Here is a 21,448-nt window from a genome sequence, read left to right on the forward strand (position 1 = left end):
GCCTAAAAATTAAGATCAGAAATGGACAACAAAACGTTTGCTAAACAATTGGAATATAGAACAAGACAGTTTGGAATATCTATTATAAAATTGTCTACTACACCTCCAAATACGATTGAATCAAACGTTATTAGGAATCAAATCACAAAATCTGGCACTAGCGTTGGTGCCAATTATAGAGAAGCCAATAGATCAAGAAGTAAAAGAGATTTTAAAAACAAAATTAAGATTTCTGAAAGTGAAGCAAGTGAAACCCAATATTGGTTAGAAATAATAAATGATATGAATTGGATTGAAAAAGATAGATTAAATTCTATTAATAATGAAGCGAAAGAACTTTTAGCACTTTTTACAGCCATATCTAATAAACTATAAAGACAAAATTCAAACATCTAAAAACTTTAAATACTTTACACTTTAGACACTTTAAGTACTTTTCATGTTACAAACCGAAAACTTATATATCTTTTTATTGATACTCCCTATAGTATCATTCCTATATTCAAGTGTAGGACATGGGGGTGCAAGCGGATATTTGGCTCTAATGGCCTTGTTTTCATTCGCACCAGAATACATGAAACCTACTGCCCTACTGCTTAATATATTTGTAGCTGGTATGTCATTTTTCTATTACTACAAAGCAGGACATTTTAATAAAAAATTATTTCTAGTATTTGCAATTACTTCTATCCCTTTTTCCCTATTAGGTGGTCGATTTGATATTGATGCATCCTTGTATAAAAAAATACTGGCCATCTTATTAATATTTGCCATCCTAAAAATGCTGAATGTTTTTGGAAAAGAAAGTGCCAGAATTAAGGACATAAAACTTTGGCAAGGACTTATAATTGGCGCCTTTATTGGGTTCTTCTCAGGGTTAATAGGAATTGGCGGCGGCATCATATTAACACCCCTTATTTTGTTATTTCATTGGGGTCATATGAAAGAAGCTGCGGCGGTTTCGGCTTTATTTATTTGGGTTAATTCAGTAGCGGCATTAATTGGTCAATTTAGTATTGGTGTGACCATTGAAAAGGAATCTTTTTTATTAGTTGCCATTGCTCTTATTGGTGGAATATTAGGTGGCTACTACGGTAGTAAAAAAATCAACAATCAGAAGTTGAGATACATTTTAGCCTTTGTATTAATCATAGCTTGCGCTAAACTTATGTTTACATAAAATGATAAACAAAACAGAAATAACAGGTATTATACTAGCCGGAGGTAAAAGCTCAAGAATGGGTTCTGATAAAGGTTTTTTACTTCTGAATGATATACCTTTTGTACAATACAGCATTAACGCTTTAAAACCTTTAGTTTCTGAAATTATCATTGTTTCCGATAGTAAAGACTATGATGTTTTCAAACTAAAACGCATCAATGACATTACCAAAGATGCTGGACCAGTAGCAGGAATTTGTTCTGGATTAGAAGCTTCAAAAACCGAATACAATCTGATTTTAAGTTGTGATATCCCGTTGATTACCTCTACAGTTTTACAAAAACTGATACAGGCTATTGATGACACTTCTGAAATCATTCAAGCTGAAAGTAGTGGTAAAACCATGCCACTAATAGCCTTATATAAGCGCAGCATAAAAGATAGGTTCAAGAACTTCTTAGAACAAGATGAACGCAGATTACGTGTAGCTATAAAAGCTTGTAAGTATAAAAATGTTGTTTTAAATGAAATACATCAAAATTCAACATTAAACGTGAATACTAAAAAAGAATTTAAACAGATAGAAGATGCTTATAACGGTTAAATATTTTGGGCAAATAGCAGAGGTAACTCAAAAAGAAGAGGAAGAATTAGAAGTTGCTAAGACGTCAATTTCTAAACTTTTAGAAACTCTTAATGCTAGGTATACTGATTTAAAAAACAAAGATTTTCAAATCGCACAAAACCAAGAATTAGTGTCCTTGGACACCGAATTAACGGGAGCAGAAATTGCATTATTACCGCCTTTTGCAGGAGGATGATTCCGTATTTCTCATTGAGCCGTTAATATTTTAAACGACGCAATGAGCACATGATTCAACAACAATGAGTAGATACAATAGACATATCATTTTATCTGAAATCGGACAAGAAGGTCAGGATAAAATATCCAATGCCAAAGTATTAGTTATCGGCGCTGGTGGATTGGGTTGTCCAATTTTGCAATACCTAACAGCTGCGGGTGTTGGCACAATTGGCATTATTGATTTTGATGTTGTTGAATTATCCAATTTACAACGTCAGGTCTTATTTGGGGCATCCTCCATAGGTAAAAACAAAGCGCTTGCAGCCAAGGCACGCTTGCAAGATTTGAATGATGCCATTTCCATTAATGCCTATCCAGAACCCCTCACCTATCAAAATGCGCTTGAAATTTTTCAGCAATATGACATTATTGTAGATGGTTCTGACAATTTTGAAACGCGTTATTTAGTTAATGATGCCTGTATTATTAAAAATAAACCTTTAGTTTTTGGAGCCATTTATAAGTTCGAAGGTCAAATAGCTGTTTTCAATTATGAAAATGGACCTAGCTACAGATGCCTCTTCCCCACCCCACCTCAAAAGGATGCTGTTCCCAATTGCTCAGATATTGGGGTTTTAGGCGTTCTACCTGGAATTATTGGGAGCATGCAAGCCAATGAAGTTTTAAAACTTATTCTAGGTTTAGGCGATGTATTATCAGGAAAATTATTTTGTTATAATGCGCTTAAAAGCCAAACATCAACTTTAAAAGTAACACGAAATTCGGCTATTATACAATCTGTTTTAAAGGACAAGGACAGCTTCAAAGAACAGCAAATCAATATCAATTGCCAAAATGAAACACAAAGCATTTCTATTAGTGCTGTATTTCCAGAAGATAGTATTCAGTTTATTGATGTTAGGGAGGTTCATGAACAACCTAAAATAACTGACGTAGAAGTAACTTCAATCCCCTTAAGTCGTTTGGAAACGTTTCTTGATCAAATTGATAGCTCTAAAAAGAAACTCATCTTTTGTCAATCTGGAATACGAAGTAAAAAAGCTGTAGAGCTATTAAAAAACCTAAACATTACAAACTGTTTCAGTCTACTTGAAGGGGCCAGTGAAATAAATAACTATTTAAAAGAACATAAAAAATCACCATCTGATGAAAGATAAAAAACCAATAAAAAGTGTTTTCAAGGAAGGCGCAATAACTTCAGAATTTATAGGGAATTCAATTTATAAACATCAAACCAAAACAAGTATTGGTGCACACAACATTTTTCTTGGACAAGTACGTGCTGATGACATCGAAGGGAAAACGGTTGCAGCCATTGATTATACTGCCTATGAAGATATGGCTAATGAGAAATTTCATGAGATTAGAGAATCTGCTTTTGAAAAATTCGAATTAACCTGCATGCATATTTACCATAGTTTAGGAACTGTTAAAGCCGGAGAAATATGCCTATTTGTTTTTGTGTCTTCTCCAAGAAGAAAAGTAGTTTTTGAAGCTTTAGAATATATTGTGGAGGCGATAAAAGCGCATGTTCCTGTTTTTGGTAAAGAGATCTTTGAGGATGAATCTCATCAATGGAAAGTTAATACTTGATGTTTAACTGTTGATTTGTTAAATCCCTGAACTATAAAAAGTAAAAAAATGTCGTACACATTTTCATTTGAAAAATTAAATGTTTGGATAGACTCTAAAGAATTCGTTAAAGAAATATATTTGATTACCCAAAAGTTTCCCAGTGAAGAAAAATTTGGGTTAACAAATCAATTAAGACGTGCATCAATTTCTGTAGCTTCTAATTTAGCTGAAGGCACTTCGAGAAATACCAATAAAGACAAAGTACATTTTTCAACAATGGCATTTAGCTCATTGAAGGAAGTACTAAATCAAATAATTATTGCTAAAGAATTGCACTTTGTAAACGACAATGAATATCTAAACCTAAGAACAGAAATTGAAAAAATATCCAATAAATTAAATGCATTACGCAAATCGCAGTTAAACAAATAAACAATTCTACAGATCAACATAATATGGTAGACATTACAAACAAGAACACAACATTAAGAACTGCCGTCGCCCAAGCAGTCGTAAAGGTTAGCAAACAAGAAACTATAACAGCCATTGAAAACGATACGGTCCCAAAAGGCAACGTCTTCGCCATGAGTAAAGCAGCTGGCCTATTGGGTGTTAAACGGACCCCAGATATTTTGCCAGATTGCCATCCCTTACCTATTGAGTTTACTGGGATTGAATATAAAATTGATGGTTTAGAAATCACGGTGTTATTTACGGTAAAAACCATTTACAAAACAGGGGTTGAAGTTGAAGCAATGCATGGTGCAAGTGTAGTGGCCTTAAACATGTATGACATGCTAAAACCCATTGATAAAGGTATTGAAATACACGCCATAAAACTATTGCAGAAAAAAGGAGGAAAATCTGATTTTAAAGATCAATTTAGGAAAGATTTAAGAGCTGCTGTGGTAGTTTGTAGTGACACCATTTCTGCTGGTCATAAAGAAGATAAAGCAGGAAAAGCTATCATCAATAAACTAGAGGCCTGTGATGTAAAAATCTCTGAATATGTTATAATTCCAGATGAAGTTGAGGATATTCAGCAAAAAGTAAAATCGTATCAAGAGCAAGGTCTTGATATGGTCATTTATACTGGAGGTACTGGGTTATCTGGTAGAGATGTAACACCAGAAGCCTTATTGCCAATTTTAGAGCGAAGAATACCGGGTATTGAAGAAGCGATTAGAAGCTACGGACAAGGGCGAATGCCTTTTGCTATGCTCTCAAGAAGTATTGCCGGAACACTTGGAGACACCTTAGTTTTAGCGCTTCCCGGGTCAACAAATGGAGCAAAAGAATCTATGGATGCTATTTTCCCGGCGGTATTACATAGTTTTAGAATACTAAAAGGTGCAAGACACGATTAGAGTATGTATTCGTAGAATCATTAAACCGATAATACTGTTCCAAAATTCAACAATTAAATAGAGCGAAGACATGAGCGACAATAAAAACATATTACAAGACACACATGGCAGAGATCATGCCTACCTTCGTATCTCTTTAACAGAACGTTGCAACTTACGGTGCACCTATTGCATGCCTTCAGATGGCGTTCAACTCTCGCCCAAAAGTCATTTAATGACCTACGAAGAAATCTATGAGATTGCTAAAACCTTTGTAGATCATGGGGTTACTAAAATTAGATTAACAGGCGGAGAACCTCTGGTAAGAAAAGACATTCCCGTCATTTTAGAAAAATTAGCAACACTTCCTGTTGAATTATCTATTACGTCTAACGCAGTAATTATCGATAGGTTTATTGATGTTTTAAAGGCTAACGGCGTTAATAAAATTAATGTGAGTTTAGATTCATTAGATGAAGGCAAGTTTAAACACATTACTAGACGTCATGAATTCAAAAAGGTTCATGATAATATTTTATTGCTTGTAAAAGCAGGTTTCACAGTAAAAGTGAATGCGGTTTTAATGAAAGGTTTTAACGATAACGAAATCATAGATTTTATCAATTTCACTAAAGACCTACCAGTTTCCGTTAGGTTTATAGAATTTATGCCTTTTGATGGTAACAAATGGGATATGAGTAAAATGGTATCTTATGCTGAAGTAATGACCTATGTGAATGAGGCTTTCCCAGCAAATAAAATTGAACGTTTACAAGATGCACCAAATGACACATCAAAAAACTATAAAATAAAAGGCTATAAAGGTAGCTTCGCTATTATAAGCTCTGTAACCAATCCGTTTTGTGATTCATGTAATAGATTGCGATTAACTGCAAATGGCCAATTAAAAAACTGTTTGTTTTCTTCTGGCGAATCTGATTTATTAACCACACTTAGAGCAGGAAAATCGATTGAGCCTGTGATTCAAAAAGCAGTGCGCGCTAAGTTTAAAGTTCGTGGGGGGATGGATACGCTAAAAAAGCTCCAAGAGCCTAAGCTACACAACAACAATAGAAGTATGATAACCATTGGAGGATAATCCCCCAATGGTTATCATCATGATATTCGTATCATGTTAAAATTTAATCCTTATTTCAAGAACATCACGAGCTAATTCTGAATATTTTCAGCATTGCGATACCCGGGGTTATCCTTATACCAATCTTTATAATCATTACCTCCCGATATTGCCCAAGAATTAAAATGGTTATAGGCCTTATTTACAGCATTACTTTCTTTGGGCACTTTAAAATCATGGACAATATTTATGGCCCAAGGAAACCCATTATTGCTAATATAATTTCCATCTTCGTCATTATTAGTACCCTCCACATTAAACGTACTAACACCTAATGATGTCTTTTCCTTATAAGCCAAGTGTACTTCCTTTTCCCGTGTTTTATCAATAATCATAAAGGGGTTAAACGGAGCCGCACCCAATACACTTGTACTGATGGGCGAAGTAAACTTAACAGAAACAATATTTTCCTCTTGCAACATGGAATTGGAGTCATCAAATATGATTATCACCGCATTATCTTGATTTGCTTCTGTACCGTTAACGTTCTGATTGATATAATCATGGATCAAGATATTGCCCGAAACACTTTCAATTTGAGATGGTAATATGGATTCCATCTCAATGCCAAAGCCATTGGTGAAACTGGCCCGGTTTGATTTGGTATTAATCATAAAATCTATTTGTACGGCCTCTCCATCGGCGTTTAAAACTGCAATTACTCTATAATTAACCGCTAAGTCATTAAAATCATAATCACCGTTAGTAGGCCATAAATCTTCAAAAGCAACAGTTCCCCATCCATATTTACTAGGTGTAAACATTTCAAAAGCCTTATTGGCATCCTCCGGATAACTGTCGTTTCTATCTACAATACCATCACCATCTGTGTCCGGGTCATCTGCTATTTCTGTGGTGACTCTAAATGTTGATAAATCATTAATGGTCCTTCCTATGGCTGTATCATTATCAGCACTAACGCCATAATTATATTGCCAGCCTCCTGTTTGGGTATCCATAATGATTAAATCTGAACTACTGGCGTTATTAGCTAGCCATAATTCCTGGTTAGAATCAAATGTCATAGAAGTTGGTTGAAATGGTAGATTATCGGCACTTATTCTAAAACTTTGATAGGTGTTATTTGCATCTAACTCTAACCTATATAACCCTGAGAAAGTACATAAAAATAAGGCTCCATCTTCGGCAAAAGCAAGGTCTCCACCACTTGTATTGTGCAAACCAATGATATCCCATGTATTTATATTGGCACCTGTATTGGGGTCATAGGTGTATAACTTATCTCCAGATGAAAAATATAACAATCCATCTCTGTAATTATACTCCAATCTAGGACCGCCTTTCCCAATATTAGCAATGATTTCCCATGAATCATTTTCAATAGAATATTTCATTAATGGATAAGGGCTAGATTTTCCAATAGAATACAGGGCCTTATTTCCCTGATCGACTGCACAAGTCCAACTACCCATTGGCATATCAGACAAGTACGTTACACTTCCGGTTAAAGGATCTACTTGAAATAATTCAGAAGCCCCATTAACACAAAACAGATAATCAAATACAACATTCGTTACGTTGGATGTACTAATCACGCTATTACTAGCTCCTGATTGATTGAAATTCACCTCCTGATTTACAATATCGACAACGGTTGCGTTGTATCTTAAATTCTCATTCTCCCGAATATAGAGTTGATCATAATATTTTGGCAAGCTAATGGTTTGCGATAATTTTCCGTTTTTTGGAACTCCAGAAAATATTAATTTCTCAATTAATTCTGATTTATAGATATCTTCAGTGACAATTTGCCCTTCTTGATTTTCGAACGTTTCTGTGCCAGAATAGTATTTTTCATCGGAATAGGCATAAACTTCAAATAGCGCAGAATTACTATTAGAAGTTATATTAACTTCTATTTCTTGATTGGTACTAAAATCAAAGCCCTCTGGAACAATGATAGCATTGTTTTCTGTTTTTGATGTGATATTGGATTCTTCAACTTCCGGAATGACCTCACAACCATTAAAGATAATTAAGGCAGCCCATAGCATGGTTTTTAGTATCTGATTATTCATAATTTGATTTTTTAAGGAGTCTCTGATTTCTATTATAATTCAAAGCTATTAATACATGTGGAGAACTATTATTTTATTCTTTAGTTTGCACCATGATATAGTTGGTTGGTAGTTATAATTAGATGAATGGATTTTTGTTTATTACCAATTAATTCACACCGTTAATTCTGCTTAAATAATCTGTGATGGAGAATAATCTTTGAAATTTTGTAGGCTTTATTTCTGATTGATTTATTAGTGCAATATTCAGATTTATGAGTACCAATACGTTCTGTTTAATAGCCTCAATTAAGACCTTCATATCTGTACTATTCAAACATGTTACATAGCCCAAATGCTCAATATTAAATTGATTAAACATATACCTAGCTCCTGCTTTAACAGCTGAAATATCTGATTTTTTCTTTTTCACATTAACCACTGAAACGCGCTCGCACTGCTCATTGATTACTTTTAAAATTTCATTTGTATTGTCGTTACTTTCATTATTTACAAGGCAAATTTCCAGTTCTTTTATTTTGTTTGAATACTTAAAATAAAAGTCTTTATCTATTTCATTTTCGTTATTGTGGCAAATAATAATAATTCCAAGTTTCATTATTTCTCTTCCTTTGCGTTTTAATAATTGATTATTCTCTTAAATTAAGCCGCTCTTTTGGCACGTTCCCAATTAACAGATTGGGCATTATTCATGTAACGCACAAAACCTAATACCACCGAATAATTCATAATAAAAAAGTAATAAGGGACATATAATACTTTTAAGCTAATAGCTCTATGCTTAAGATACCAGCCTAATAATGCCGCTACATAAAAAAAGCCTTGAAGCCAAAACAAAGTAGTATAGATATGAAAGTCTAAGCCGCCTTCATTATAAGATAAAACACCAAGAATGGGTATAAGCAGCATTAAACATAATGGCGCTAAAGTCCATCTTAATACACGATGGGAGATATATTGAAAAGACAATGTTTTATACTTAAACACATTAAGCAAGGCACGTAATCGGACAACCGATTGAATGCCTCCAGCTGAAATTCTAATTTTTCGTTTTAGCTCCTCTTTTACATTTGCAGAAGCTGATTCTATGGCATAGGCTTTTGGATTATACTGAATAGTATATCCTTTTTGGGCTACACGAAGGGAAATCATAAAATCATCAAGTAACGTATCGGGTTCAACTTCATTATAAAGTGCTGTTCTAATAGCAAATAATTCGCCAGCGGCCCCTACTACCGAATAAAGTTCGGCATCCCATTTTTTTAAGGTGGATTCATACCTCCAATACAAGCCCTCACCTGCTCCAGCTGCATCATCTTTGTCCTTATTAAAAATGCGCTTCTCACCAGAAACACAACCCACTTTTTCATCTTCAAAACATGTCACAATATGATGGATAGCATCTTTTCCTAATAGGGTATTTGCGTCACTGTAAACCACTATTGGGGTTTTAACTTTATCCATTACCCTATTAATCGCGTTAATTTTCCCCTTACGTTGGTCTTCATGAAATACGTCCACCATATCATAGTCTGCCAGTTTCAAATTTGTTCCGTCATTGGACCCATCAGTTACCCAGCAAATTTTTAATTTATCTTTAGGATAATTTAAGTCTAAAGAATTTTGCATTTTCTGTGCTACAAAATGCTTTTCATTATACGCTGGGATAAGTAAGGTTACTTCTGGTTGATAATTTGATTTACTTTGTATTCCCTTGGTTTTAAAAACGCGTTTTATCTTAACTAGAAGGAATAACACTAATCCATAACCTACATAGGTGTAAAACACAATAAATAATAATATCCAAAAGGTTAATTTTAAATTTTCCATAGCTCTTTATTTTATAGTTTATCCCATGTTTTAGTTTCACAATTGTATGTCTTAATAACCTTGGCAGGGTTTCCTGCGGCTACCGCATAGGACGGTACATTTTTGGTAACCACACTTCCTGCGGCTATAATGGCATGTTTTCCAATGGTAACTCCTGGCACAATAACAACATTAGCACCAATCCAAGATTCATCATTAATAACTATAGGTTTGGTAGAAACGCCCTGGGCATGAATTGGACAATCCACAGCCTCGTAGTTATGGTTTAATCCAGATAAGACAACGTTCTGAGCCAGCCTTACATCATCACCAATGGTAATAGGTCCAATTAAGGTATTACTCAGTCCTATGCGTGTTCTGTCTCCAATAATCACATCTCCTACGCCATTATTTATAGCTGTAAAGTCTTCTATGGTTGAAGATTCGCCTAAGTTAAATTTGCGCCATGGCACGACATCCAATCGCGTACGCTTTCTTATACATGCACCTCTACCTTTTTTATGGACAAATGGATTTACAAACCATTTTATCCAAAAACGGGGCCGGGATTGGTTTGGAATAACAATAGACCAATGTGCTATTTTTTTTAATTGTGGTGTTTCTTTTAGTATTGCCGTTAATTCCATGATATTTGCCTTTTAGTTGATGCTATTATTGCTTCATAAATACATTTTACATTATTACGCCAAGAATGACTCTTTGCAAAAGCAATACGTTGCTCTTTTTTATTTGCTGAATTATCAGCTAATCCCTGCGCAATTAACTTCAAATAGTCCTGCTTAGTGTCTCCTAGGTAAACATGCTCTTTGAACATCTCCATGGCTTTGGTATACGTAGCCACTATGGGTTTCCCCATGGCTAAATATTCATCTATTTTTCTAGGATAATTCCCTACCGTAATGTCATTTACCACCTGCGGATTCATGGCAACATCGAAGCCCTTTATGTACGCCGGTAAATCTTGACTATCCTTTCTACCAAGAAAATAAACGTTTGGTAATTGGTGTAATGCTGAATTTTTGAAATCTTCATCTTCTGGACCTACTAATACAATACTCCATTCCGGTTTTCGATGCGCAATAAATTCTAGTAACTTAATATCTAAGCGTAATGACGTCAGAGAACCAACATATCCCACAACTGGCCCTGGTATATTACTGTATTCCTTTGGAGCTTTTATATGGTTTCCTGAATCAGTAAACATCTCAACATCGCAACCCTGCCCCACCATCACACTGTTTTCATTATAGTTTGCTGCATAATCCGCATAAACTTGTGAATTATTTAAGACAACATCAACTTTTTCAATGAGTTCTGGCTCTAATTTAGCACCATGCTTTTTCCAATAGGGAACCTTAACCAAAAAATCTCTAACGTAATAAGTATATAATTTGGGCTGTAAAAATTCTTTTAAATACTGCCCTAAAAACATGGAACTGTCATTAAACAATATGTAATCTGAAAATCCCAAACGATCTATGGCCGATTTTATATTTCCACTTAATATGCTACAGTTACGTTTGTTTAGAATTTTAAAAACATGATGGGAATGAATCCAATTTATGGATTCAATGGTGTCTTTTGGGTACAAATTCCATAGGTTGTTGGTTATCTGAACTAGATCAGAAGCTTCTCCATTAGATATTTTTATCCGTTTCTGTATCTCAGGCCGATGTCTCTTCTTAATTTTGGTAATTCTATCCAAAGGAGGATTTACATATAAAACGCGATTATCCTTAGCAAAATCAAGGGCAATATTTTTACAATTACTTCCTATTTCAATATCATAAGGTTGTATACTAAACACGATAATATCTTTGCCTTTAATCATAATTTTAGTTTTTAAGTTTTAGATCTAATTCTTGATATATTTTCAACACTTTGCTTGCCATACACTGCCAAGTAAAATGCTTGCTACGCTCAATACCTTTTGTGATTAATTTTGTTTTGTAGTCTTTGTCATTACATATTTTAAGCATTCCATGTGTTAACTCATTTTCATCATTTGAATGTATTAAATGTGCTGCTTCACCCGCTACCTCTGGCATGGATGAATTATTTGATGTTATCACTGGGACCCCGCAACCCATGGCTTCAATAATTGGAATGCCAAACCCTTCACGTAATGATGGAAAAAGAAACAAATCAGAAAGTGCATAAATAGCAGGTAGTTCTGCGTCATTGATATACCCCAACAAAACCACAGACTGCTCTAGGCCTTCAAGCTTCAATACATTCAAGGTTTCTTTTAAATCACCTTCTGTATAGCCAAGAAGCACCAATTTATATGACGTATTCAATTTGTTTTTCTTCAAAAATTGATTGAATCCCTTCAATACCATTTTCGTGTTCTTTCGAGGATCTTTATTTGCTATATGTAAAAAATAGTGCTCAGGTAACTTGTGTTTTTGTCTTACCTCTATTAATAACTGCGCATCAATTTGGCTTGTAAATTGAGGACCAATACCATTATGAATAGCCTGTAATTTATCATTCTTCATTTTAAAAAAGCTTGAGATGTTTTCTTTTTCAAAATTTGAAACCGTAATTAACTTTGTACTTTTTTTTACAATATTTGGCACAATCATTCTTCTATAAACATTGCCAAACTTCTGGTAAGGCATTGCTCCACTTCTTAACAAATTCATCAGACTGCCTTCCATAAATATAATATCATGAAGTGTTGTCACTAATGGGATATTTACAAATAAGGGCGCCGTATTACTTGTGCAATGCAGAACGTCACATTGATAGGCTTTTACCTGCCTAGCAAGTTTATATTGTTCCCATAAAGGGTATGGCCCACCAGAGATTTCTATAATTTTAAAATTTGGAGTTGGTTTTATAACCTCAGCATCATGACCCGGTTTAACAAAAATGAAATACTCATTTTTAGTATCCATCTTTTGAAGGTTATTAATTAGTTCTACAGCCACCCGATCCATACCATGTTTATGCTTTCGAAATATCCTTTGTGCCTCAATGCCAATTCTCATCACCCTAATTTTTAACAATGCTGTGTGTTGTATGAATGAATTTTCTATTAGCACCTTTAAGTTTAAATAATAAAAGCAGCATTCTACCAAAAGCCATAGGCAGTACAGCCAATGCCCGGATGGTTTTTATGGTATAAAATGATTTTGGTAATGCTAATAAAAAAGACGTGAATACTAGCGTTAGACTAGCCATCCACAAATATGTCATGGCAGTTTGAGTGCTACCTATACCATGCAATATGGCGTAAATTAAAGTAACAAGGCCTGTAATGCCAAGAAGTATTAATCTAGGTGGAACTAACAACTGAATAACCTTATCAAAATAGGTCAAATTATAGTTTAAGAAGAGCTCTGTCCACGCCTGCTTAAAATTGGCGCTTAAGTAAATAAATTGTGTAGCTAACCAACGTTTTCTTTGATTTGAAAAATCTGAACCTTTTTGAATTTTTTCATCAAAAACCAGAGCATCCTTGAGATATTCTATAGTAATTTTCGCTTTGGCGAATTTGAATTCTAGTTCTTTATCAAAACCTCCAATGGCTGAAACTTTAGACATAACATTCTTAAATAAGCCGTACTCAAATCCCATGCCCGATCCTATAAGTCCCGATGAAAGCCCCATGGCTCGGTGACCTTGTCTAAAAATAAAATTGTTGATTTCTTCGCTTGCAGCATCTAAAATTGCAAATGAGGTGTTCTTATTTTTAGCGGTTCTATGGCCTTGAATTATTTGACAACCATCTTCAAATGCAGCATTCATTTTTAATAAAAAATGTGCCTCCATCAAATTATCGGCATCAAGAACAATGGCATGATCATAGGTATTAGATAAATCTGCCATGGCCTTATTTAAAGCTTTGGCTTTTGTACTCTGTTTAAAATGAACTTCAACGAGTTGTACTGGAAGCGATTTTAATGCATTTAATGTTTCCATTTTTAAGGAATCTGCAATAACAACAACATCAAACTTATCTTTGGGATAGTTTTGATGCAATGCCGATTTAGCCACTTCAACAATAACAGCATCTTCCTTATAGGCTGGAATCAAGACTGCCATTTTATTGAATTTTTTAACGGACCTATGTTTTTTACTTTTATAAAAATGACCAGCAATAGCAAATACAAAAACATACGAACAAGAAAGACCTAGGTATACAAATAATACATATTCGAAGGTTTTTATGGCATATTGTAAAAATAGAGTAATGAGTTCCATAGGTGATAAATTGAAATTATTGAATCTTATTTAGTAGCTGGATTAAGCAAAAGCATTACGTAATTTGGCCTTCTTGCTTTTTAATTTGAATCGTAGGTCTAAGGCAAAACGACGAAGAAAAGGCATGTACCTTCCACTTTTTATGTTATAAATGATGGATTCTGAGTCATAAATCATTTCAAAATTCTCTGTACAGAACACTGGTTTTTTGGTCAGTCTATTGATTTCTCTTGCTTGAACCAAACTACTTTCAACAAACAAATTATAAGTATGATCCGCATAGGTCGCTGCTTTGTGTTCTCCATGATTGTTTGCTTTTTGTCTTGCCATCATATCTGGCAAATCGAGCATCACAAGCTTGTCATACTTAACTCCATTTACTTTTAACCAACATTCTGTTTCCGCTCTATATTTTTCAAGTCTAGAAGTCACAATTGTTCCTATCTTACTTCCTGGAATGTACAAGGGTGCCGCATGCTTCAAAAAATCTCTGTATGCCTTCCCATCATCATTTTGGGCATCGGTTGGATCGACACATAAAACACCATCAATATCAAAACAGGATTTCTCTAATGCGGTATGATTAAAAATATTCCACTGAAAACATCTTGGTGTTGAAACTACTTCAAAAGCATAATCTGCTAGGTTTTTGTTTTCTGGAGTTACATAAACCGCACAATATTTTATATCGTATAAAGATTCGAAATCCTTCAAATCATTTTTACATTGTAAAAGGGCAGCTCCTGATGCAATACTATCATCCACAACAAGAATGGATTTATACGCTGTGGTATTAAAAAATTGTTTCCTTGCGCCTGCCTTATAGACAAATCCATTTTTAAAAGAATGAATGTCTGTATACGGTAAATTAAGATATAAGGCCAATAAATTTGCTGGCAACATGCCGCTTCTTGGAACACCAACTATTAAATCAATATCCTTTGGGATAATGTCAAGTTTCTTAAGAATTATATGGTTTAAATCGTCTATACTTCTGTAGTTCATAATAATAAGATTATGTCACAAACTTACGCTGACATAGCACCTAATTACATGATATTTCGATGGATAGAAGTTTAGTGTAGTTGAATGGATGCTTTTCGCTTACGTGCATCAATTTGTGGCGAATTAAACATGAATACCATACTAACATACATGAGTATGCCGGTAGGCATTTGACCAAAAACACCATTGCCGTAGGATGCCATCATGATGCCAGCCATTCCACAAGTTAAAGCTGTAATTTGAATCTTCAAATTTTCATCTTTTATTTTGAACAAGACATTACAAGCTCCTGTGAAAAGAATAAAAAACAACATGAAAAGGTAATACATCAAGCCAATTACCCCAGTGTCTGACCAAATCATAACATACCAACTGTCTGTAGCTGTATTTGCTAAAAAAGTATGTGGGGTAAATCTTTGTCCCCAATTTCCGGTGGCACCAACGCCACCACCAAAAGGACGCGATGCTAAGTAACCTTTAAGCTTTTTCTGATTTGCCAGGCGCACTTGGAATGAGGCGTCATTGGGATCAAAAGCAGTGCGCATTCTTCTAATCTCGGCATTATTTTGACCAATATTGGTATGAGCAAAAAACACATATACTGAGATGCCTAGAATAGCACCAAGTAAAAGAATTTTGAGATTTTTTCTTAATATCAAGAATACAATCCCACCTAAGGCAGGAACGGCTATAGCACCCCGAGTACCCGAAATCAGCATGCCTAGAAATCCAAATAAAGCCACGCTAATAAAGAAAGCCCTTAATTTGATATTGCCTTTTTTAAACAAAGCCAATATTCCAAAGACCACCCCTGCCTGAGCTTGCGAAGCTCCAAACTGCCCCGCATCAGAAAAAAAAGAGAAAACCCTTAATTTCGCAAATAAAATATGTGTTTCTGCACCACCTTGATCCAACCACTTTTGCTCAAAAGGATCAACGCCAAACTGAAACTGTTGAAAGCCCTTTAACGTTCCTAAAATGGATAAAATGCCCCAAATCACAAAAAAGGTATTCAAATCTTTTTGTTTATTGAATAACATAAAAAACAACGGAATTGAAAGCCATTGGTATAATGCCACGCCACGCATAGCGTAGAACCAAGCTTCCAAACTCTGTGCTTCTGGATTTCCAAGTTGTAGAATTATATAACCCATCCAAATTGATACTAGCAAAGTAAGTGAGGATTTAGCTTTATGCCATGGTATTTTATTGGCAAAGCCTTTAAAAAACAGTGCCACATAAAGTAAAACCAGTAAACCATCTATAGATAGCCCCCAAGGCGCGGGAATATACCTCGCTATTCCGGTGACAAAAAAGCCCAAAACAATGAGTAATATTATGCCCATTTTGGGGTTTTGAAATATGGCATAAACCAGGCTTATTAGCATTAAGAAGCTTAAGGTTATTACAAACCCAATTACCCCCATTTTAGCAATGACCACTGTAATTACTGTTAATATAGCCAATACAGGAACAAGGATGTTTAAATTTGTAAACCGTGAAGACCCCGCGTTAAATTCAAAAGGGTTTGTATAATTACTAAATAAGCTCATATCTTACTGTTACTAATTTCAAATGCATTACATATCACTTGTGCTTTAACCCATAAATTTTTATAAAATCGATTTCCATTTTTGACTATTGCAGCTAAAGAAATTTTGAATTGTTGATTGAGAAAAAAACTGCCTATACCAATACCTATACAAGTAAATACAAGTGTTGATAAAGCCACGAGATTAAGGGATTCGAATAGATAAACAGCAATCAAGTCTCCAATAATATTTGTGGTTAACATAATTAAAACTTTGAGTGCATTAATATTTGGTTTATTTATACTATCCAAACCAATTCCTGTCATTCTATCAATGGGAAGTAGTACCCCATAGACCGTAAGAATTCTTACTAGAGTAACGATATTGAAGTCGGAATAATTCGGACTTAAATATTGATCTCCAGATATAAGCATTACAAATTCTTCAGCAAATATGAAGGTAAATAAAGACATAAAAATGAATAAATAGGTCAATGCCCCGGAGTAAACATGAAATAAATGTTGAACATCTTTAATTCTACCTTCCAAACTGGCTTTGGACATTTTGGGAAAAGCAGTAGCGGTAAAACTTCTTAAAGGTATTTGTTGTAATTCTGTAAGCTTAAGCGCAATACTAAAAAGTGCAACCGCTGCATTTCCTAAAGGACTAATACTTATAATGATGACATCGGCATTTCTTAACAAATTGGTCCCAATGAGTGTAAATGTGCTATACTTCCCAAAGTTTAATAACATTTTAGTGGTTGCTTTCTTTGTTTTCAATATTAATTTAAAGCCATCCCAATTTTTTAAAATACAAACTGTAGAAGAAATTAAGTTTACCACTATTAATCCACTTACCAGCCATTCAATAGAAAGCTCGAGCCAAAGACTATTCAAAACTAAAAAGAAGAAAAACAAACCACTGTTAATGGTTTTTATTATCAATATTTTACCGTATTCCATTTTTGCTTGCAGAACCACAAGAGCATTATTCCAAGGAAGATTTACAAATGCCAAGACAGGATACCAAGTAAAAAAAAGGACATAACCGGACTCGGAAATACTGGCATTAAAGACATGCCTGATGGCCACAATAATAATTACAATTAATACCGTAGCAATAAGACTTACCAATGCGTTGGACCCTATTAATTGATCCCTATCATTTTTAGAAGCCCCAGATAAAAACCGAACCAAACCGTTATTGGTAATCCCAAAACGCAACATTTCAACTAAAGAGCCCCCAGAGATAAACAAAACCCATTGTGCAAACGCATTTATTTCTAAGACTCTGGCTAGCAAAGCAAAACCCATAAATCCCATGGCAGCTATAACAATGTTTCCTGCTAAAGAAAGAAAATTATCTTCCTTTATTATTTTTAAAAATATTGCATTCATTTCCTTATTAAATATGGCTGTTAGAATAAAATTGAAATTGAAATATGCGTTTTAATTGGCGTCTTGTGTTGGATCTAACTTTAGGCAATTCTCCTAGAATAGACTCTACCTCATTCAATTCTGTGCCATTGATAATAAACTGTAGTTTTGAGGGGGCTAATTCTTTGATATTGTTAAGTAGATTATCATCGGCCTCTGACCATAGGCGGTTAGACCGGCAGACTAAGATGGTCAAATCAGCAGATTCAATAAGGTCAACAGGGTAATTATGATCTGAGATATTTGGTAGTTCTATAATTACATACTCACTTTGAATACTTGTCCCTTCAGTATGAACTGTGAGCTGCTTGAAATTTTTAGCGTTGATAAAAGACGAATCTAATTCATATTTTATGTATTCATTAGCATTTAAATAATCTGTGACCTTAGATAAAAATGGCTGACTAAAATCACATTGCGGATTTTGATATCCTAGAAACTTATTGATGAATGTATATTTTTTGGATACAGAAATTCTTTTATCGTTTAATGCATGATTTAACAAGGTTACGGACTTGCCCATCCTCTTAAGTTTTCTAGCAATATTGCCCGCCATAACCGTTTTGCCTTCATTTTCTCTTGTACTAAGTACAACTATGGTTTTCACTTTATTGGTGGTAGGTTCCGTTTTAAAAAAGTGATTTATGTTTTTCAAAATATATTCCAACAAACGGTCCTGAATTTTCTCAAAATCTAATGGCCGCTGGGTAACAAAAAGCTTAGGCATGATCCCCAAATATGGAATATTTAACTTTTTTGAAGCCACCTTGGCATTCTTTAATGTATTATCAAAAAACTCCATGATTAAAATACTCCCAAGAATAATAATAAAGGCCATAATGATTGCAGCAAGGATAATAAGCTTGCGTTTTGACGGTATAGGCTTTAGGGGATAATACGGGGCATCAACAGCTTTGAGATTGCTGCTCAATTGGGTATCCTGAAATTTCAATTTCGCTAGATTAAGACCATGCAAAATCTCAAGGTATTCTTGCTCAGCGACCTCAATCTCACGTTCTATACGTTTAAGGTTTGCACCTGCTGGGGCATAATTGGCATATTTTTTCTCAAATGCTTCATTGCGTTTGTCCATAACCACGAGCTTGGCTCTAAGATCTTCAGTTTCAACAACTTTATCCACCCATTGCGGCAGAACCTTAGTTATGGGTACTCCTTCCACCGTATTTTGAAAAGAATACAACTCACTGACACTTGATTCTATTTTTAAATTTAAATTTGAGGCTTGATTTTTTAAGTCTTCTAACTTCAAAGCGTGCGCTTCCGAGTCTGATGTCATAGCCTCCATCATGACAATTTTATAATTTAAATCACCTAAGCGTTTTTTGTTTTCTATTATTTGATTACTTCTTTGTTGAACTGCTTCTTGAATTTCCAATTTTTGCTCCAATTTCATCGTAGAGGCTTGTGAACCTGCTAATTCGGCAGTTTTTCTATTATACTCCACTTCCATATCCTCTTTCACAATGGCAACAGCCTTACTTTGCTCATAATAATTAATGATGCTATTTTCCTGATTAAATTTTAGCAGTCGATCTTCTATAGTTCTTAATTTTTTATGCGATTGCGCAAGTTGGGCTTCAAAATATTGTACCACCGCATCGGAACCATTTTCTTTAAGGTCTTTGTACTTTCGGATACAAACCTCATTAAAAATAGCCAATGTTTGCTGGCATATACCTGGGTCTTCAGCTTCAAAACTCATCTTTACTAAGTCACTATTAGATACCCGTATGGCTTTTACTTTTGCCATGGCTTCAAGTGAGTAAATGGGGTGTTCAAAATTTAATAGGGAATACACAAAGTTATTGTTGTCACTTCTCATTAATTCCAGCAGCTTCACTACGGTTTGCTCATAATCCTCAACATAAATTGTACTTGGCAATGTTATGGATAGACTATCCTTTCTTAGATTAGAAGATGCATGATAATCGTTAGATTTTACGATGTACTTATAAAGTTCTTGAGGAACGTCTTCTTTCAGATTCTCATAGTTATTTTTTGAAATAAACCGCTCATTAGGTGCGTTCAACAACAAATGCTGGCTTAATAATCTAACAGCAACCTCTTCTTGTGTCTCTCTAGAATTTATGATGTTAATTAAGTTATCGAATGCAATATTAGTGGCAAAATAATTAAATGATTTATCCATATCTATAGATGAACCAGAAGCTAAGCCCGTAAAAAGCATGGTTTGAGAATAATACTTATGATTTGGGTTTATAGTTAATAGTATTGCTAAAACCCCCATAATTAAAGGTAACACCATTAGTATTACTTTGTGTTTTAATAGTAGTTTAATGAATTCTGTAAGTTTCATGTTTTTCGTCTATTTGATGAACTAAGAGCAAATTTCATTGGGATGTATAAGACTCCTATTTATATTTACCTCTATGTCAAAATTAAAGGCTTAAGGAGGGTAAATACAGTATATTTCGATGGATAGAAGTTAAGTGTAGTTGAATGGAAATAATTATTGAATGGAACTACATATTCTATAATTAATGCAACGCACTTGGAAGAGTTATAATAAAAAGAGGGGTATATATTTGCTAAGGTATCTTTCTAAAAAGCAGCAATTGTTTTTATTGTATTTCAAAGCCTACCAAGTTTTCAAGTAGCTTTTTGGAAATTATAAAGTCTGACTTAACCTTTTGAAAGTCTGCCGAAATTCTTGAAGTCATATCAGATATTCTAACATACTCAGTAATTTCAACTAAACCATTTTTAAATTCCTTTTCAACCATTTCCATATTCACTTTGGCATTCCCAAGGTTTGTAGCTCTTATTTCTAATAGGTTTTGTTGTAACAATAAATCTTCATAGTAACGAATTACCATTTCTCGCAATTCATCTTCTTGAGATTTCACTAAACTTTTCGCTTGTGCAAGTTCGGCCTCAGCTTGTTTAATTTGCGATTTACGATTTATAACATCAAAGACAGGAATTTTTAAATATAACCCAACATTATAATTGAGTTGCTGGGTATTACTTGCCAAATTAATGGTGGCATTATCTCCAGAAATAGAGGAATAATTATCAAATGTTCCATACCTGGAATCGGCCTGTACACCAAAATTTCTGGTCCAATATTTACGCTTCGATTTAAGATTGGACTCTTTAGCATCAATTTCTAATTTCCTATAATTTACTAAACCATTGTGAACAAGCGCAGAATCAATTAAAATGCCTAGTTTAGGGATCAATAGAGCAAATGATTCTTCTTTATGCGGCATCATGGACTTATCTTGACCTGCTGATTTATTTACCCCTAAAAGATGGGTAAACAAAACGATTAGTAAACTTATTTTTTTTAGTGTTTGCAT

21 protein-coding genes are annotated in these 21,448 nt (G+C 34.3%); 9 read left to right on the forward strand and 12 right to left on the reverse strand.

What is annotated here, in order from left to right; all coding sequences use genetic code 11:
- Window positions 1-21 precede the first annotated feature (21 nt).
- From IE051_RS17290 to moaA, 9 genes are all read left to right on the forward strand, one after another.
- Entirely contained in the window at window positions 22-375 is a 354-nt protein-coding gene (locus tag IE051_RS17290; protein ID WP_189362674.1) for a four helix bundle protein, read from the forward strand.
- Window positions 376-439: 64 nt separating this feature from the next.
- A complete protein-coding gene (locus tag IE051_RS17295; RefSeq protein ID WP_189362675.1) occupies window positions 440-1,180 on the forward strand; it encodes a sulfite exporter TauE/SafE family protein in 741 nt (246 codons plus the stop codon).
- A gap of 1 nt (window position 1,181) precedes the next feature.
- On the forward strand, window positions 1,182-1,766 hold the full coding sequence (gene mobA / locus IE051_RS17300; RefSeq protein ID WP_189362676.1) for a molybdenum cofactor guanylyltransferase: 585 nt from the start codon (window positions 1,182-1,184) through the stop codon (window positions 1,764-1,766).
- Window positions 1,750-1,983, forward strand: coding sequence for a MoaD/ThiS family protein (locus tag IE051_RS17305; RefSeq protein ID WP_189362677.1), 234 nt, complete (start codon window positions 1,750-1,752; stop codon window positions 1,981-1,983). Before mobA ends, IE051_RS17305 begins: the two co-directional genes overlap by 17 nt.
- A gap of 64 nt (window positions 1,984-2,047) precedes the next feature.
- The gene (gene moeB / locus IE051_RS17310; RefSeq protein WP_189362678.1) at window positions 2,048-3,145 is read left to right on the forward strand and encodes a HesA/MoeB/ThiF family protein; all 1,098 of its coding nucleotides are present in this window, start codon (window positions 2,048-2,050) and stop codon (window positions 3,143-3,145) included.
- Complete coding sequence (locus IE051_RS17315) at window positions 3,135-3,581, forward strand: molybdenum cofactor biosynthesis protein MoaE (protein ID WP_189362679.1); 447 nt, start codon at window positions 3,135-3,137, stop codon at window positions 3,579-3,581. Before moeB ends, IE051_RS17315 begins: the two co-directional genes overlap by 11 nt.
- Window positions 3,582-3,629: 48 nt before the next feature.
- Window positions 3,630-3,995: a four helix bundle protein gene (locus IE051_RS17320; RefSeq protein WP_189362680.1), complete on the forward strand. Its 366-nt coding sequence runs from the start codon at window positions 3,630-3,632 to the stop codon at window positions 3,993-3,995.
- Window positions 3,992-4,930 (forward strand): bifunctional molybdenum cofactor biosynthesis protein MoaC/MoaB, encoded by a 939-nt coding sequence (moaCB, locus tag IE051_RS17325; protein WP_262891396.1) that lies wholly within the window; start codon window positions 3,992-3,994, stop codon window positions 4,928-4,930. The genes IE051_RS17320 and moaCB overlap by 4 nt, the downstream gene beginning before the upstream one ends.
- A 70-nt stretch (window positions 4,931-5,000) precedes the next feature.
- Window positions 5,001-6,008 (forward strand): GTP 3',8-cyclase MoaA, encoded by a 1,008-nt coding sequence (moaA, locus tag IE051_RS17330; protein ID WP_189362682.1) that lies wholly within the window; start codon window positions 5,001-5,003, stop codon window positions 6,006-6,008.
- A 71-nt stretch (window positions 6,009-6,079) separates the two neighbouring features.
- Here moaA and IE051_RS17335 read toward each other — a convergent pair whose 3' ends face one another.
- From IE051_RS17335 to IE051_RS17390, 12 genes are all read right to left on the reverse strand, one after another.
- On the reverse strand, window positions 6,080-8,086 hold the full coding sequence (locus tag IE051_RS17335) for an LruC domain-containing protein (protein WP_189362683.1): 2,007 nt from the start codon (window positions 8,084-8,086) through the stop codon (window positions 6,080-6,082).
- Between the two features lie 148 nt (window positions 8,087-8,234).
- Window positions 8,235-8,684: a glycosyltransferase gene (locus IE051_RS17340; RefSeq protein WP_189362684.1), complete on the reverse strand. Its 450-nt coding sequence runs from the start codon at window positions 8,682-8,684 to the stop codon at window positions 8,235-8,237.
- A gap of 44 nt (window positions 8,685-8,728) precedes the next feature.
- On the reverse strand, window positions 8,729-9,916 hold the full coding sequence (locus IE051_RS17345) for a glycosyltransferase family 2 protein (protein ID WP_189362685.1): 1,188 nt from the start codon (window positions 9,914-9,916) through the stop codon (window positions 8,729-8,731).
- 11 nt (window positions 9,917-9,927) lie between these two features.
- Entirely contained in the window at window positions 9,928-10,542 is a 615-nt protein-coding gene (locus tag IE051_RS17350) for an acyltransferase (protein WP_189362686.1), read from the reverse strand.
- Window positions 10,533-11,747: a glycosyltransferase gene (locus IE051_RS17355; protein WP_189362687.1), complete on the reverse strand. Its 1,215-nt coding sequence runs from the start codon at window positions 11,745-11,747 to the stop codon at window positions 10,533-10,535. Before IE051_RS17355 ends, IE051_RS17350 begins: the two co-directional genes overlap by 10 nt.
- A gap of 4 nt (window positions 11,748-11,751) precedes the next feature.
- Window positions 11,752-12,912, reverse strand: coding sequence for a glycosyltransferase family 4 protein (locus tag IE051_RS17360; RefSeq protein WP_189362688.1), 1,161 nt, complete (start codon window positions 12,910-12,912; stop codon window positions 11,752-11,754).
- Window positions 12,913-12,916: 4 nt separating this feature from the next.
- A complete protein-coding gene (locus IE051_RS17365; protein WP_189362689.1) occupies window positions 12,917-14,128 on the reverse strand; it encodes a glycosyltransferase family 2 protein in 1,212 nt (403 codons plus the stop codon).
- Between the two features lie 42 nt (window positions 14,129-14,170).
- Window positions 14,171-15,133 carry a phosphoribosyltransferase family protein gene (locus IE051_RS17370; RefSeq protein ID WP_189362690.1) on the reverse strand — a complete coding sequence of 321 codons (963 nt, stop codon included), beginning with the start codon at window positions 15,131-15,133 and terminating at the stop codon, window positions 14,171-14,173.
- Between the two features lie 71 nt (window positions 15,134-15,204).
- Entirely contained in the window at window positions 15,205-16,686 is a 1,482-nt protein-coding gene (locus IE051_RS17375) for an O-antigen ligase family protein (protein ID WP_189362691.1), read from the reverse strand.
- Entirely contained in the window at window positions 16,683-18,065 is a 1,383-nt protein-coding gene (locus IE051_RS17380; RefSeq protein WP_189362692.1) for a lipopolysaccharide biosynthesis protein, read from the reverse strand. The genes IE051_RS17375 and IE051_RS17380 overlap by 4 nt, the downstream gene beginning before the upstream one ends.
- Window positions 18,066-18,072: 7 nt before the next feature.
- Complete coding sequence (locus IE051_RS17385; RefSeq protein ID WP_189362693.1) at window positions 18,073-20,442, reverse strand: hypothetical protein; 2,370 nt, start codon at window positions 20,440-20,442, stop codon at window positions 18,073-18,075.
- A gap of 265 nt (window positions 20,443-20,707) precedes the next feature.
- On the reverse strand, window positions 20,708-21,448 hold the full coding sequence (locus IE051_RS17390; RefSeq protein ID WP_189362694.1) for a TolC family protein: 741 nt from the start codon (window positions 21,446-21,448) through the stop codon (window positions 20,708-20,710).

Source organism: Algibacter mikhailovii (genome assembly GCF_014651495.1).
Lineage (GTDB): Bacteria > Bacteroidota > Bacteroidia > Flavobacteriales > Flavobacteriaceae > Algibacter_E > Algibacter_E mikhailovii.